The 13,397-nt window shown below is 67.8% G+C and carries 15 protein-coding genes and 1 pseudogene; 4 read left to right on the top strand and 12 right to left on the bottom strand.

Annotation, left to right across the window (positions count from 1 at the left end):
• Nucleotides 1-168 precede the first annotated feature (168 nt).
• Genes AC1RUS_RS20650 through yajC form a run of 4 tightly spaced genes read right to left on the bottom strand, consistent with a single transcriptional unit; the run spans nt 169 to nt 3,454 of the window.
• Entirely contained in the window at nt 169-531 is a 363-nt protein-coding gene (locus AC1RUS_RS20650; protein WP_492918497.1) for an Mth938-like domain-containing protein, read from the bottom strand.
• The gene (gene secF / locus AC1RUS_RS20645) at nt 531-1,478 is read right to left on the bottom strand and encodes a protein translocase subunit SecF (protein WP_492918496.1); all 948 of its coding nucleotides are present in this window, start codon (nt 1,476-1,478) and stop codon (nt 531-533) included. Before secF ends, AC1RUS_RS20650 begins: the two co-directional genes overlap by 1 nt.
• Nucleotides 1,479-1,489: 11 nt before the next feature.
• Nucleotides 1,490-3,088, bottom strand: coding sequence for a protein translocase subunit SecD (gene secD, locus AC1RUS_RS20640; RefSeq protein WP_492918495.1), 1,599 nt, complete (start codon nt 3,086-3,088; stop codon nt 1,490-1,492).
• Between the two features lie 57 nt (nt 3,089-3,145).
• Nucleotides 3,146-3,454 (bottom strand): preprotein translocase subunit YajC, encoded by a 309-nt coding sequence (gene yajC / locus AC1RUS_RS20635; RefSeq protein ID WP_492918494.1) that lies wholly within the window; start codon nt 3,452-3,454, stop codon nt 3,146-3,148.
• A gap of 115 nt (nt 3,455-3,569) precedes the next feature.
• Between yajC and AC1RUS_RS20630 the strand changes: the two genes are divergently transcribed.
• On the top strand, nt 3,570-4,409 hold the full coding sequence (locus AC1RUS_RS20630; protein ID WP_492918493.1) for an ATP-binding protein: 840 nt from the start codon (nt 3,570-3,572) through the stop codon (nt 4,407-4,409).
• 191 nt (nt 4,410-4,600) lie between these two features.
• Nucleotides 4,601-4,849 carry a hypothetical protein gene (locus AC1RUS_RS20625; protein WP_492918492.1) on the top strand — a complete coding sequence of 83 codons (249 nt, stop codon included), beginning with the start codon at nt 4,601-4,603 and terminating at the stop codon, nt 4,847-4,849.
• A gap of 42 nt (nt 4,850-4,891) precedes the next feature.
• Here AC1RUS_RS20625 and dipM read toward each other — a convergent pair whose 3' ends face one another.
• The 4 genes from dipM to serS form a co-directional block, all read right to left on the bottom strand.
• Nucleotides 4,892-6,775, bottom strand: coding sequence for a cell division endopeptidase DipM (gene dipM, locus AC1RUS_RS20620; RefSeq protein WP_492918491.1), 1,884 nt, complete (start codon nt 6,773-6,775; stop codon nt 4,892-4,894).
• Between the two features lie 97 nt (nt 6,776-6,872).
• Nucleotides 6,873-7,538 carry a protein-L-isoaspartate(D-aspartate) O-methyltransferase gene (locus AC1RUS_RS20615; protein ID WP_492918490.1) on the bottom strand — a complete coding sequence of 222 codons (666 nt, stop codon included), beginning with the start codon at nt 7,536-7,538 and terminating at the stop codon, nt 6,873-6,875.
• Complete coding sequence (gene surE / locus AC1RUS_RS20610; protein WP_492918489.1) at nt 7,535-8,329, bottom strand: 5'/3'-nucleotidase SurE; 795 nt, start codon at nt 8,327-8,329, stop codon at nt 7,535-7,537. The genes AC1RUS_RS20615 and surE overlap by 4 nt, the downstream gene beginning before the upstream one ends.
• Nucleotides 8,326-9,621: a serine--tRNA ligase gene (serS, locus tag AC1RUS_RS20605; protein WP_492918488.1), complete on the bottom strand. Its 1,296-nt coding sequence runs from the start codon at nt 9,619-9,621 to the stop codon at nt 8,326-8,328. Before serS ends, surE begins: the two co-directional genes overlap by 4 nt.
• Before the next feature lie 372 nt (nt 9,622-9,993).
• Here serS and AC1RUS_RS20600 point away from each other — a divergent pair, with 372 nt between their 5' ends.
• Nucleotides 9,994-10,467, top strand: coding sequence for a hypothetical protein (locus AC1RUS_RS20600; protein WP_492918487.1), 474 nt, complete (start codon nt 9,994-9,996; stop codon nt 10,465-10,467).
• 203 nt (nt 10,468-10,670) lie between these two features.
• Here AC1RUS_RS20600 and tatC read toward each other — a convergent pair whose 3' ends face one another.
• The 4 genes from tatC to scpB all read right to left on the bottom strand — a co-directional run bounded on the left by tatC (nt 10,671) and on the right by scpB (nt 13,280).
• A complete protein-coding gene (gene tatC / locus AC1RUS_RS20595) occupies nt 10,671-11,570 on the bottom strand; it encodes a twin-arginine translocase subunit TatC (RefSeq protein ID WP_492918486.1) in 900 nt (299 codons plus the stop codon).
• Nucleotides 11,567-12,172, bottom strand: a complete 606-nt coding sequence (gene tatB / locus AC1RUS_RS20590) for a Sec-independent protein translocase protein TatB (RefSeq protein WP_492918485.1) — start codon at nt 12,170-12,172, stop codon at nt 11,567-11,569. Before tatB ends, tatC begins: the two co-directional genes overlap by 4 nt.
• Nucleotides 12,173-12,263: 91 nt before the next feature.
• Nucleotides 12,264-12,488: a twin-arginine translocase TatA/TatE family subunit gene (locus tag AC1RUS_RS20585; RefSeq protein WP_035041834.1), complete on the bottom strand. Its 225-nt coding sequence runs from the start codon at nt 12,486-12,488 to the stop codon at nt 12,264-12,266.
• Between the two features lie 135 nt (nt 12,489-12,623).
• A complete protein-coding gene (gene scpB / locus AC1RUS_RS20580) occupies nt 12,624-13,280 on the bottom strand; it encodes an SMC-Scp complex subunit ScpB (RefSeq protein ID WP_492918483.1) in 657 nt (218 codons plus the stop codon).
• Here scpB and AC1RUS_RS20575 point away from each other — a divergent pair.
• A pseudogene (locus AC1RUS_RS20575) lies at nt 13,279-13,377 on the top strand (hypothetical protein); the annotation flags it as partial. The gene scpB and the pseudogene AC1RUS_RS20575 overlap by 2 nt on opposite strands.
• Between the last annotated feature and the right edge of the window lie 20 nt (nt 13,378-13,397).

Raw genomic sequence — 13,397 nt, 5'->3', positions numbered from 1 at the left:
CGGGCAAAGGCCCTGCTCTGGATGGGGTCGACAGGCCGCCCGGCCACGACAACCTCGTCCTTCGACAAGCTCAGGATGAGGTTTTCCACTGAACGGCCAAACTGGACCTCACCCTGAGACCGTCGAAGGGCGAGGTCCGCGCGCCGGAAGGCTGAATGAGGGTCCGCTCTAGACCGCGATCAGCGCCGCCGCCAGACGGCGGCCCTCGCTGGCCAGGACGTTGTAGTTGCGGGCCGCCGCCTCGGTGCTCATGAACTCCAGGCCGACGCCCGCCGCCTTCAGGGCGTCGCGGACGGCGCGTGGCGGCAGGGCGTTGACCAGGCCGCAGCCCAGCAGCACGAACTCGACCGCGCCGCCGGCCGCGAAGACCTCGGCGAAGTCGGCCGGCGTCAGGTCGGCCAGGGCCGTCGCCGACCACGGACGCGGCAGATCGTCGAGGATCAGCAGCGAACCCGGCCGCCAGTCGCCGGAGACCCGGAAGCCGCCGCCGCCCCAGGCGTCGATCGAGGGCGGACGGCGCGGTTCGGCCATTACGGACGCGAGGCCGCGCCCAGCTTCTGGGGCGTGGCTTCCTCGTCGTTGCGGTTGACGCCCCACACCAGGATCAGCGGCAGGGCGATATAGATCGACGAATAGGTGCCGATGATGATGCCGAAGGTCATGGTGAAGACCAGCGGGAACAGCACCGGACCGCCGAAGATCATCGTGCCGCCCAGGGCCAACAGGGCCGTGGTGCCGGTGATGATCGTCCGCGACAGACGCTCGTTCTCCGACAGGTCGATGATGTCGCGCAGCGGCGTCTTCTTGTACTTGCGCAGGTTCTCCTTGAGACGGTCGAAGGTGATGACCTTCTCGTTCATGGAGTAGCCGATCACGGTCAGCAGGGCCGCGATCTCGGTCATAGAGAACTCGATGTGCATCACCGACAGCAGACCCAGGGTCAGCACGATGTCGTGCAGCACCGCGACCACGGCGCCCAGGCCGAACTGCAGCTGGAAGCGGAACCAGATGTAGGCCAGCATCAGCAGCAGGGCGATGCCCAGGGCCTTGAAGCCCGAGGTCAGCAGTTCGCCCGAGACCTTGGCGCCGACTTCCGAACGGCTTTTGACGGTCAGGTCGGGGAACTTCTTGATCAGGTCGGCTTCAACCTTCTTGGACGCCGCGCCGACGTTCTCGCCCTTGACCGGCAGGAACTTGACGATGGCCGAGTTGGGCGAGCCGAAGCCCTGCACCTGACCGTCGTGGGCGCCGATGACGTCGAGCTCGTGACGGATCTCGGCCAGCGGGACGGGCCGCGGCATCGCGATCTCGAGCGACACGCCGCCCTTGAAGTCGATGCCCAGGTTCAGGCCCTGGGTGAACAGCGAAACGCCCGAGCCGACGATCAGGATGGCCGAAAAGATGGCCGCGATCGGAGCCCACTTCACGAAGCGGAAGTGGGTGGCGCGAGGGATGTAGCGAATGAGAGGCCAGCGCACGGGTGCGTCTCCTATGCGATCGGCAGCTTCTTCGGCTTGGCGACCTTGAACCACCAACCGATGAGCACTTGGGTGATAATGACGGCCGTGAACACCGAGGTGAACACGCCGATGGACAGGGTCCAGGCGAAGCCCTTCACCGGGCCCGAGCCGAAGCCGAACATGATCAGCGCCGAGATCAGGCTGGTAATGTTGGCGTCGAGGATCGAGACCAGGGCCAGGCGGAAGCCGGTGTCAGCCGCCGACATGGGCGTTCGCCCGGCGTTGGCCTCGTCGCGCATCCGCTCGTAGATCAGCACGTTGGCGTCGACCGCGACGGCCAGCGTCAGGATCAGGCCGGCGATGCCGGGGAAGGTCAGGGTCGCCTGGGTCATCGACATGATGCCGATGATCATCAGCACGTTGACGACCAGGGCGATGGCCGCGAACACCCCGAACAGGCCGTAGGCCAGGATGATGAACACGAACATCGCGGCCGCGCCGATGGCCAGCGAGATCGAGCCGGCCTTGACGGCGTCGGCGCCGAGCTCGGCGGTGACGGTGCGCTGGTCTTCGGGGATCAGCGGCGCGGGCAGAGCGCCCGAGCGCAGCAGCAGCGACAGTTCAGCGGCGCTTTCGACCGTGAAGTTGCCGGTGATCTGGCCCGAACCGCCGGGGATGGCCCCGTTGATGACCGGCGCCGAGATCACCTTGTTGTCCAGGACGATCGCGAACTTCTTGCCGATGTTGCGCGCCGTGGCGTCGCCGAACTTGCGCGAGCCCGAGCCATTGAAGGCGAAGGACACGGCGGGCTTGCCGTTCTGGTCGAAGGTCTGGGCCGAATTGGTCAGCTCATCGCCCGACACCAGCGCGCGCTTCCGCAGCACATAGGCCGGGGCGTAGTTGTCCTCGCTGGGCACCACGACCGAGCCGGGCGGAATGCGGCCGGCGGCCATGTCTTCGGGCGTGACCGTCTCGTCGACCATCTGGAAGGTCAGCTTGGCGGTCTTGCCGATGATGTTCTTCAGCTTCTCCGGGTCGCTCTCGCCGGCGGCCTGGATCATGATCCGGTTCGTACCCTGGCGGGTGATCGTCGGTTCCTTGGTGCCCAGGCTGTCGATGCGGCGACGGATGGTCTCGATCGACTGCTCGACCGCCTTGGCCGCGTCGGCCTTGGCGGCCTCGGCGACGAAGGTGACCTCGATGCGCTGGTTGTCGCGCGTGGCGATCGAGACGTCGCGGCCGCCGATCGCGCCGGCCAGGGGCGAGCCCAGGTTGCGGCGCAGAAGCGAGGCGGCGTCGTTGACCTTGCCCGCGTCGGCGATGCGGACGCTGATCACGCCCCCGGCTTCGCCCAGTTCGCCAAAGCTGATCTGTTCGCTACGCAGTTGCGTCCGCACATCCTCGACGAGGTTGGTCAGGCGCTCCTTGCGCAGGGCGTCGGTGTCGACCTCGTACAGGAGGTACGACCCGCCTTGCAGGTCGAGACCCAGGTTCAGCTTCTGGTGGGGAACCCAGCCAGGCAGCGCGTCGAGGGTCTTCTGCGGAAGAAGGTTCGGCAGGGTGAAGAGGATGCCGAAGATCACCGACAGGGCGACGGCGAAAATCTTCCAGCGGGACAGTGTCAGCATGGATTACAGGCTCTGGACGACGCCGAAGGGGCGCCTCGTTCTAGACGGGTAGGTCGATCAGCTCTTGGGGTCGTTGGCCGGGGCGGGTTCGCCCTTGGCGCGGACTTCGGTGATCATGCCCTTGAGCACCTTGACGGTGACGCCCTGGGCGATCTCGACGCCGACTTCCTTGTCCTCGACCCGTACGATCTTGCCGAGCACGCCGCTGGACAGCACGACATTGTCGCCGCGCTTCAGGGCGCCGAGCATCGCCTGATGCTCCTTGGCCCGCTTCTGCTGCGGACGGATCAGCATGAAATAGAACAACACCACCATCAGCAGGATGGGGGCGATCTGCAGGATCTGCGCGTTCAAGCCACCGGGCATAACGTCTCCAAAAATCTAAGGTCGCGCCCTCCATATGGGGTCGCGCCAAGTCGGCGGAAGCTATGCGTTCACCTCCTCTTTTGCAATGAGCCGCCGGCGAGGTTAGGAGCAGGGCATGATCGACGCCCAAACCGCCCTGCTCGCCCGCATCGCCGACGCCCTGGAACGCCTGGCGCCGGCCGCGCCGACCGCGCCGGATTTCGCCGGCGCGCGGCTTTTCCGCCACGATCCGGCGGCGAACGCCTTCGTGGCCGCGCCCGACTATCCGATGGCGCTGGACCTTCTGGTGGGCGTCGAGCGGCAGAAGGACCGGTTCGTCGGCAATCTGGTCCGCTTCGCCGACGGCCTGCCCTGCAACCACGTGCTGCTGTGGGGTGTGCGCGGCACGGGCAAGAGCTCGATGACCAAGGCCGCGTTCATGAGCGTCAGCGCCGACTATCCGGCCCTGAAGCTGATCGAGGTGGATCGCGACGAGGTCGCGGCCCTGCCCCCGCTGTTCGACCTGCTGCGCACCCGCAGCGAGCGCTTCGTGGTGCTGTGCGACGACCTGTCGTTCGAGGACGGCGCGGCCGCCGCCAAGGCCCTGAAGTCGGCGCTGGAGGGCGGCGTGGCCGGTCCGCCGGAGAACGTGCTGTTCGTCTCGACCTCGAACCGCCGCCACCTGATGCCGCGCGACCACGTCGAGAGCCAGGGCGCCATCGCCGCCGCCGAAAACGCCGAGGAGGAGATGAGCGTCTCCGACCGCTTCGGCCTGTGGATCGGGTTCCCGCCGATGGACCAGCCCACCTATCTGGACGCCATCAAGACCTATGCCGAGCGCTTCGACCTGAAGGTCGAGAACCTCGAACGCCGGGCCCTGCAATGGTCGCAGCTGCGCGGGGCAAGGTCTGGGCGTGTGGCCTGGCAGTTCATCCGGGATTTGGCGGGAGAGTTAGGCAAGGGGTTGCCGGCTTAGGGCGGCGGACTCGCCCCCTCCGCGCTTCGCGCTCCTTCCCCATAGGGGGAAGAGGGCCGCGCTTCATCCGCCCCCTATGGGGGCAGACGACCTGCGAAGCAGGTCAGGTGGGGGCAAGTCTCGACGCCCTCATTCCCCTTCCCCAACCTCAGGCGTATACCGCCGGTCGAGCGATCAACCAGGAGTTCGCCATGGGCAAGCCGTGGTTTCGGACCAAGGAATACGGCTTCGGCGCGGGCCTGCCGTGCAGTTGGGAAGGCTGGGTCGTGATGGCGGCCTTCGTGGGCGTGATGGTCGGGCTGTCGGCCCTGCCCGCGACCTTCGCGCTCCAGCATCCCTCGCTTCACCTTGGCCTGCGCGTCGGCCTGATCCTGGGCTTCGCCGTGCTGGCCTGGCGCAAGAGCGACAAGCCCTGGGGCTGGCGCTGGGGCGGCAAATAGCCAAACGGCCCGCCTCTTTCGAAGCGGGCCGTCCTTGGTTTCCTACTTCGGCAGCACAAGGCCCGGATCAACCGGACGGGCCTTGTCCTTGACCGTGGGCGCGAAGCGCATCTCGAAGTGCAGCTTGGGCTCGGTGGCTCCGCCGGTGGCGCCCACGGTGCCCAGCTGCTCGCCCTTGGAGACCTGCTGACGCATCTTCACATTGGTGGAATTGAGGTGGGCGTAGGCCGTCACCCAGCCGTCGGCGTGCTTGATCAGCACCAGATTGCCGAAGGCCGGCACCTGGTTGCCGGCATAGGCCACCTCGCCGTCGGCCGAGGCCACGACGGGTGTGCCCAGCGGAGCGCGGATGTCCACGCCGTCGTTGCGCTGGCCGGTGCCCTTGGCGCCGAAATCCGAGATGATCTCGCCCCGCAGCGGCCAGCTGAACTTGCCGCGGCCCGAGGCGATGATCTCGGCCTCGGTCGGGGCGGCGCTGCTCTCGATGATCGGACGCGCGCTGGACGGCGGCGGCGCCGTCGGCAGGGCGGCGACCGGGCCGGTCGGGCGCGGATAGCTGCTGGGCGGCGGCGTCGAGGCGCTGGGCCGGTAGGGAATCGGCGCCGAGGGCGTGACCGCGGCCGGTTGCGACGGCGTCGGGGTCGAGCTCTCGGCATAGGTGCGCGACGGCGCGGCCGGAACGGTGGTGGTCGTCTTGATCGGACCCCGGTCCTTGTAGCCGTCGGGCAGGACGATCTTCTGGCCCTTCTTGACCGCGGCGCTGGTCTTCAGGTCGTTCTCGGCCGCCAGTTCCTTGACGCTGACGTTGAAACGCTTGGCGATGGCGGTCAGGGTGTCGCCGCTGACGGCGACATAGGCCTTAGACGTGGTCGCCGGGCCCTTGATCTTGGCGCCCAGGCGCAGCGGCTTGTCGCTGTCGATGTCGTTGGCGTCGGCCACTTCCTTGACGCTCATGTCGAAGCGCTTGGCGATCGCCGTCAGGGTGTCGCCCGATTTCACCGTGTAGACCTGACGCGGCCCCGCCACGGTGACGACCGAACCGGTGACCGTGGTCGTGGTGGTGGTCGTGCTGGCCGACGCGCCGAAGGGCGACGACGAGGTCGGGGCGGTCGCGGCCGGAACGCTGGCGCGCGGGGTCTCGGTCGGACGCGCCGCGGGCGGCGGCGAGGCGCCGGCCAGGGTGGTCGCGTTCGACGGCGACTGGGCCTGCATCACCGTGGTCTTGGTCGGACCCTTGTCCTTGAAGCCTTCCGGCAGGAGCAGCTTCTGGCCCTTCTTGATCGACGCGCCGGTCGACAGGTCGTTTTCCTCGGCCAGGGCGGCCTGAGTGACGCTGAAGCGCTTGGCGATGGCGAACATCGTGTCGCCCTGCCCGACCACATAGGCCTTCTGGTCGCTGGCCGGACCCTTGATCTTCTGGCCCAGGCGCAGGCTGTACGGCGGCTTCAGATTATTGAGCTCGACCAGCTCGGCGCGGGTCGAGCCGAAGCCGCGGGCGATGGCGTCCAGGGCGTCGCCCGATTCGACGACGCGGACCTTGGGCTTGCCGGCCACGGTGACCACCGGACCGGCGACGGTCGTGACGACCACCGGCTTGGGCGGCAGGGGCTGCGGCGTGTAGGCCGGCGCGGGCGGCGGCAGCTCGGTGCGTCGCACCGTAGGCTCGGGCAGGGTCGGCGCGGGCGCGGGGTCGACCGGGATCGGCTCGCGGCGGATCACTTCGCTGGGCTGGGGCGAGGTGTCGATCGGCTGGTCGGCGGCCGATTGCGGCGCCTGGGTGATCGGATAGTTCGGGGTCTGGGCGCGGTTCGGAACGGGAGCCTGGCCTTCGCGCGCCGGATATTGCGGGCCGCCGGTCGTCTCGCAGGCGGCGAGCGTTCCAGCCGTCAGGGCGATCACCGCCGCGCGCGTCCACAACTGCCTCATAGCCTCTCCTTTCCTCACGAACGACCAGACGGCCCCGCGAGGGTAAATCAATCATTAAAACGAGGGTCGGCCGCAGCCGCGCCCCCGCTTGCCAAGCTCACTGATCGCGAGCCACGCCGTCCAACAGCGGCACGAACCGCACGTCGCACAGCGCCTCCACCTTGAAGCCGCCCTTGCCGTCGCCGGCGTAGCGGCGAAGGCTCTGCACCGGCCCCTTCCCGATCGGCGCCACGAGGACGCCGTTGGGCTTGAGCTGGGACAGCAGTCGTTTCGGATCATCTTCCGCCGCCGCCGTGACCATAATGCGGTCGAACGGCGCTTGTTCGGCCCAGCCCTCGCCGCCGTCGCCGAACTTGGTGATGACGTTGGTCAGGCCCAGCTTGGTGAAGCGCGCCTCCGCCTCCTTCATCAGGGTCCGATAGCGCTCGATCGTATAGACCAGCCGCGAGACGTGGCTGAGGATCGTGGTCTGGTAGCCGGACCCGGTGCCGATCTCCAGCACCCGCGAGCGCGGCTCGATGGTCAGGGCCTGGGTCATCAGGCCGACGATATAGGGCTGACTGATGGTCTGGCCGCAGGCGATCGGCAGGGCCGAATCCTCCCACGAACGGTCCTTGAAGAGGTCGGGCGTGAACAGGTCGCGCGGGGTCTTCTCGATGGCCTTCAGCACCTGCGGGTCGCTGATGCCCTGGTCGCGCAACGCCTTCATCAGGCGCGGCAGATCCGCGAGGGCGGCGGCCTGGGCCTTGCGCGCGTCGCTCATTCGCCCACCCGCGCCTTGGGCGGAGCGCCGCCCAGCAGGCCCTTCAGCTTGTGGACGGTCTCGTTGTGCGTCAGGTCGATGTGCAGCGGCGTGACCGAGATCTTGCCGTCATAGACCGCTTTCAGGTCGGTGCCCTCGGCCGGCGTCGAGGCCGTGGCCGTGAAGCCCATCCAGTAGTAGTCGCGGCCGCGCAGGTCGGTGCGCTTGTCCCAGTGGCGCAGGTGGCCGTCGCGGAAGCCCTGGCGGGTGACCTCGACCGTCGTCACCTGCTCCGGCGGCAGGGCCGGGAAGTTGACGTTCATGATCACGTCGTCGGGCCAGCCCGTCTCCAGCAGCTTCTGGATGATGCCCGGACCATAGGTTTCGGCCGTCTCCCAGTGGGCGACGACCTCGTCGTGGAAGTAGTTCATGGCCTGCGACAGGGCGATCGAGCGAATGCCCAGGGCCATGCCCTCGATGGCGCCGGCCACGGTGCCCGACAGGGTGACGTCCTCGGCGATGTTCTGGCCGCGATTGACGCCCGACAGCACCAGGTCCGGCGCCGGGCCGTCGATCAACTGCTGCACGGCCATCATCACGCAGTCGGTGGGCGTGCCCTCAACGGCGAAGCGGCGGTCGTCCAGGCGTCGCACGCGCAGCGGATCGGCCAGGGTCAGAGCCCGACTGGCGCCCGACTGCTCGTATTCCGGCGCGCAGATCCAGACATCGTCGGTCAGGGCGCGCGCGATCTTCTCCAGAGCCACCAGCCCCGGCGCGTGGATGCCGTCGTCGTTGGTGAGGAGTATCCTCACGCGTTCCCCCCGATGTGGGTGACGCCGCCCATGTAGGGAACCAGAACGTCGGGAATGGCGATGCGGCCGTTCTCGTCCTGATAGTTCTCCAGCACGGCCACCAGGGTGCGGCCGACCGCCAGGCCCGAGCCGTTCAGGGTGTGGACGTAGTGCCCGCCCTTCTCGCCGGCCTTGCGGTAGCGGGCGCTCATCCGGCGGGCCTGGAAGTCGCCGCAGTTCGAGCACGAGCTGATCTCGCGATACATGTTCTGCGACGGCAGCCAGACTTCCAGATCGTAGGTCTTGCGCGCGCCAAAGCCCATGTCGCCGGTGCACAGCAGCATGGTGCGGAACGGCAGCTCCAGCTTCTTCAGCACCGCCTCGGCGCAGGTGACCATGCGCTGGTGCTCATCTTCCGACTGGTCGGGCGTGGTGATCGAGACCAGCTCGACCTTGTAGAACTGGTGCTGGCGGATCATGCCGCGCGTGTCGCGGCCGGCCGAACCGGCTTCCGAGCGGAAGCTGGGGGTCAGGGCCGTCAGGCGCAGCGGCAGCTCTTCCTCGCCGGTGATCTGCTCGCGCACGATATTGGTCAGCGAGACCTCGGCGGTGGGGATCAGCCAGTGGTCGCCGGTGGTCTTGAACAGGTCCTCGGCAAACTTCGGCAGCTGACCCGTGCCGAACAGCGCCTCGTCCTTGACCAGCAGCGGCGGGCTGACCTCGGTGTAGCCGTGCTCGACCGTCTGCAGGTCCAGCATGAACTGGCCGATCGCGCGCTCCAGGCGGGCGACCTCCTTCTTGAGCACCACGAAGCGCGAGCCGCTCATCCGGGCGGCGGCCTCGAAGTCCATGCCGCCCAGGGCCGCGCCCAAGTCGACGTGGTCCTTGGGGGCGTTCAGGCGGCCGGCCGGCAGCTTGGCGGCGTCGCCCCAGCGGCGCTCTTCGACATTGCCGTGCTCGCCCTCGCCCTTGGGAACCTCGGGCGCCGGGATGTTGGGCAGGCTGGCCAGCAGGTCGCGCAGCTTGCCGCCGACCAGGGTCTCTTCCTCGCCGGCGGTCGCCATGACGGCCTTCAGCGACTCGACCTCGGCCATCAGGCGCGCGGCCTCGGCCTCGTCCTTCTTGGCCTTGGCGGCGCCGATCAGCTTGGAGGCCTCGTTGCGCTTGGCTTGCGATTCCTGCAGCGCCGTCTGGGCCGCGCGCAGCTGGGCGTCGAGTTTCACGGCCTCGGCGGCCGCGCCCGATCGACCCTTGGCCGACCAGGCGGCTTCGAAGGCTTCGGGATTGTCGCGGATGGCCTTGATGTCGTGCATCGAAAAAGCGCTCGAAGAGTATGCGTAGGGAAACGCCCTCTCTAAGGCGCGTCGCCCAAGGCGCCAACCTTTTCAGGGCCGCAACGCGACCTCGTGAAGACCCTGCCCGTCGCCCGGATCGGCCGCCGGACGCCCAGCCCAGGCGAACGCCGCTCGCCGGAAGCCCGACAATCTCCGCCAAGATCAGACGTTTTGTGTATTACACAAACCTGAATCCAATAACGTCGTTATATTTGATCAATTGCCGAGCACAAAATACAACTAACGCCAATTAATGCCGTTTCTACATTTCAACTTAATTCGAAGATGAAAAAGGAGCGCCCAACAAAGTGAAACCGCGTTTCAAGCAAACAATTTACGGGACTTAACACCTTGAAGAAGTTCATCGCCCTCGCCGCTCTCGTCACCGTCTCGGCCGCCATCGCCGCCCCGGCCAGCGCCGCCAACCTGGTCCGCATCTCGCTGGCCAACAAGACCGACGCCCAGATCGGCAGCGAAATCCAGGCCGCCGCCCAGACCGTCTGCTCGACCGGCAAGACCGCCGCCCGCGAGTGCGTCGAAAGCACCGTCCGCGACGCCAACCGCCAGCTGGCCGGCATCATCAAGGCCCGCTCGACCTCGAAGGTCGAAGCCCGCCACGAAAGCCTGTCGGTCGTCCGCGTCTCGCTGAAGGGCAAGACCACCGAGCAGATCCACGCCGAGATCAAGCTCGCCGCCCAGACCGTCTGCAAGCCCGCCAAGGGCTATGTCAGCCGCACCGACTACCAGTCGTGCGTCGGCAGCGCCGTCCGCGCGGCCAAGGCCCAGCTGCAGGCCCTGAACGCCCGCGCGCTGACCAACGCCTAAGCCTGACGGACGCCGGCCCCGACGGGCCGCCCGAAAACGGAAAACCTCCGCTCCTTCCGGGGCGGAGGTTTTTTGTTGTTCCATTTCAGCTGTCATCCCGGCCAAGCGCGAAGCGCGCCGAGCCGGGAGCGCAGGAAACGCATGAGCTCGCCGTGGTCCCGGGTCTGCGCTGCGCTCCGCCCGGGATGACAGTTCATGCGGAATCAGGCCGCGACGATCTCGTTGCGCTTCTTCTCGTCCTTGGCCTTGCCGCGCTCGATCAGCCACACGCACCAGATGCTGATCTCGTAGAGCAGGCACATCGGGATGGCCAAGGTCATCTGGCTGATGGGGTCGGGCGGGGTCAGGATGGCCGCGGCGATGAACACGCCGACGATGGCGTAGCGACGGCCCTCGCGCAGCAGCTTGCTGGAGATGATGCCCGCCAGGCCCAGCAGCGACACCACGACCGGCAGCTGGAAGCACAGGCCGAAGGCCAGCAGCAGCGAGGTCACCAGCGTCAAATAGTCGCTGACCTTGGGCAGCAGCTGGATGGTGATCCCCACCGTCGAGACCTGCTGGCTCAGCGAGAACCACAGCACGAACGGCAGCATCACGTAGTAGACCAGCGCCGCGCCCAGGATGAACATCACCGGCGAGGCCAGCAGGAACGGCAGGAAGGCGTGGCGCTCGTTCTTGTAGAGCCCCGGCGCGACGAACCGGTAGAGCTGCCAGGCCAGGACCGGGAAGGTCAGGACCACGGCGCCGAACCCGGCCAGCTTCAGCTTGGTGAAGAAGAACTCCAGCGCGGCCGTGTAGACCAGGCCCAGGGCCTTGGTCTCGCCCTGCGGGATGTCCTTCAGGCCCACCAGGGCCAGCAGCAGGTCGAACGGACCGTGCTTGCCGCCGGCGTGCTGCACGCTGAGCAGTTGCTGGGCCACCGTGAACGGGTTGACCAGGAACAGGAAGATCTTGTCGGCGAAGGCGAAGCAGATCCCGAAGCCCAGGAACAGCGCCACCACGCAGATGATCAGGCGCATGCGCAGCTCGACCAGGTGGTCCAGCAGCGGGGCGCGCGAGGCTTCGATCTCGTCCTCGGGTTCGTGGCCGATGGCTTGAGTCACGAGGCGATATCCGAAGAGGTGGAGCCGCCGGCCTTGGCGGCCTTCTTGCGCGGCGCGCGGACGGCCTTGGGCGCTTCGATGACCGCTTCGGCCTTGGCGGGAGCCTTCGGCGCGGCGCGCTTGCGCGGGGCCTTGGAGACGGCCGGCTCGGCGACCGGCTCGGCCACGACCTTGGCAGCCCGGGGCTTGCGCGGCTTGGGCGCGGCGACCGGCTCGGCGACGGTGTCGGAAACCAGCGCCGGATTGGGCGGCGGCTGATAGCCGGCGTGGGGATGGATCTGCATCGTCCCCTCGTGGAGGCTGGCGTCGATGTCGGCGAACACCTTGTCGACGCCGACGTCCTTGGCCTGGTCGGCGGCCTCGCGCAGCGGATTGGCGTACTGGCCCGAACGCATGGCCTCGACCTCGCGGCGCAGGTCGTCCAGCTCGGACTGACGCGCCATCTCGTCGAAGCTGGAGCGGAACTCGGCGGCCATGCCGCGCATCTTGCCGACGAACTGGCCCAGCTTGCGCAGAAGTACGGGGAGATCCTTCGGCCCGACCACGATCAGAGCGACCGCGGCGATGACCAGAAGCTCTGTGCCGCCAATATCAGGAAGCATGGACGCGCCTTAGAGCGACGCGAGCCTTGGCCCGCCGTCGCGAAGTGGAGGGGACGCGCGCGACGGGACCCGCCCGCGCGCCCGGAGGATCTTACGACCTGTGCAGGTCTTCTTCTTCGGCCTTGGTGCGCGGAAGGGCGCCGGTCGACTTGTTGGCCGCGACCTCGTCGGAGGTGTCGTCCTTCAGGCCGTCCTTGAACGCCTTGATGCCCTTGGCCGCGTCGCCCATGATTCCCGACAGCTTGCCGCGACCGCCAAAGAGCAGGGCTACGACCGCGATCACGATCACCCAGTGAATCCAGCTCATGCTACCCATAGCGACGGTGCTCCTTGCGACAGCGGCCCATTAGCCGCTGCGGCGTGTCGTTACAATCTCTCATGCAATATAGGCGGTCGCGAGGCAGGGAGCCAAGCGCGACAGAACGGGCTTTTACGCCGCACCCCGTATGGCTCAGCTTTTTTCCAGCTCTCCGAGGAAGTCCTGGGCGAATTCGGGCGCTTCGTCGCCGTCCTCCAGCGGATCCTCGTCCTCGCCGGGGCGCAGGCCCAGCGGGTCGGGCACGGAAAAGCCCGGCGGCAGGTTCATTTCCAGCAGGCCGGCGGCCTTCATCTCGGTGATTCCCGGCAGGTCCGACAGCGCCGCCAGGCCGTAGTGCTCGAGGAAGGCGTCGGTCGTGCCGAAGGTCACCGGGCGACCCGGCGTGCGGCGGCGGCCGCGCATGCGCACCAGACCCAGCTCAAGCAGCACGTCGATCGTGCCCCGGCTGGCCTGGACGCCGCGCACGGCCTCGATCTCGGCCCGGGTGACGGGCTGGTGATAGGCGATGATCGCCAGGGTCTCCTGGGCGGCCTTGGACAGCCGGCGCGGCTCCTCGCGCTCCTCGGTCATCAGGAACGACAGGTCCTGAGCGGTCTGGAACCGCCAGCGGCCGGCCACGCAGGTCAGCTCGATCCCCCTGCCCTCGTAGCGCGCGCGCAGGGCCTCGATCCCGGCGGCGATGTCGGCGCCTTCCGGCAGGCGCTTGGCCAGGTCGACGTCGCTCAGCGGCTCGGCGGCGGCGAACAGCAGAGCCTCGATGCAGCGTTCGGTGTGGAGGGGGTCGATCATGACGGGAAGAAAACCCAAATCTTGTCATCCCGGCCGCAGCGAAGCGGAGAGCCGGGACCCAGGGGCCACCGCGATGCGCCGGCCCCTGGGTCCCGGATAAGCGCTGCGCGCTTTCCG

It is taken from the genome of Caulobacter sp. GW821-FHT10F06 (assembly GCF_058809215.1).
Note: the sequence above shows the minus strand (reverse complement) of the source record. Positions and strands in the feature narration are given on the sequence as shown.

What these genes read in the sequence shown, in the direction of transcription:
- tatB (WP_492918485.1), bottom strand. Translation starts at nt 12,172, where the DNA reads ATGCTTCCTGATATTGGCGGCACAGAGCTTCTGGTCATCGCCGCGGTC.
- AC1RUS_RS20585 (WP_035041834.1), bottom strand. Translation starts at nt 12,488, where the DNA reads ATGGGTAGCATGAGCTGGATTCACTGGGTGATCGTGATCGCGGTCGTA.
- AC1RUS_RS20615 (WP_492918490.1), bottom strand. Translation starts at nt 7,538, where the DNA reads ATGAGCGACGCGCGCAAGGCCCAGGCCGCCGCCCTCGCGGATCTGCCG.
- dipM (WP_492918491.1), bottom strand. Translation starts at nt 6,775, where the DNA reads ATGAGGCAGTTGTGGACGCGCGCGGCGGTGATCGCCCTGACGGCTGGA.
- yajC (WP_492918494.1), bottom strand. Translation starts at nt 3,454, where the DNA reads ATGCCCGGTGGCTTGAACGCGCAGATCCTGCAGATCGCCCCCATCCTG.
- AC1RUS_RS20625 (WP_492918492.1), top strand. Translation starts at nt 4,601, where the DNA reads ATGGGCAAGCCGTGGTTTCGGACCAAGGAATACGGCTTCGGCGCGGGC.
- scpB (WP_492918483.1), bottom strand. Translation starts at nt 13,280, where the DNA reads ATGATCGACCCCCTCCACACCGAACGCTGCATCGAGGCTCTGCTGTTC.
- secD (WP_492918495.1), bottom strand. Translation starts at nt 3,088, where the DNA reads ATGCTGACACTGTCCCGCTGGAAGATTTTCGCCGTCGCCCTGTCGGTG.
- AC1RUS_RS20630 (WP_492918493.1), top strand. Translation starts at nt 3,570, where the DNA reads ATGATCGACGCCCAAACCGCCCTGCTCGCCCGCATCGCCGACGCCCTG.
- serS (WP_492918488.1), bottom strand. Translation starts at nt 9,621, where the DNA reads ATGCACGACATCAAGGCCATCCGCGACAATCCCGAAGCCTTCGAAGCC.
- AC1RUS_RS20650 (WP_492918497.1), bottom strand. Translation starts at nt 531, where the DNA reads ATGGCCGAACCGCGCCGTCCGCCCTCGATCGACGCCTGGGGCGGCGGC.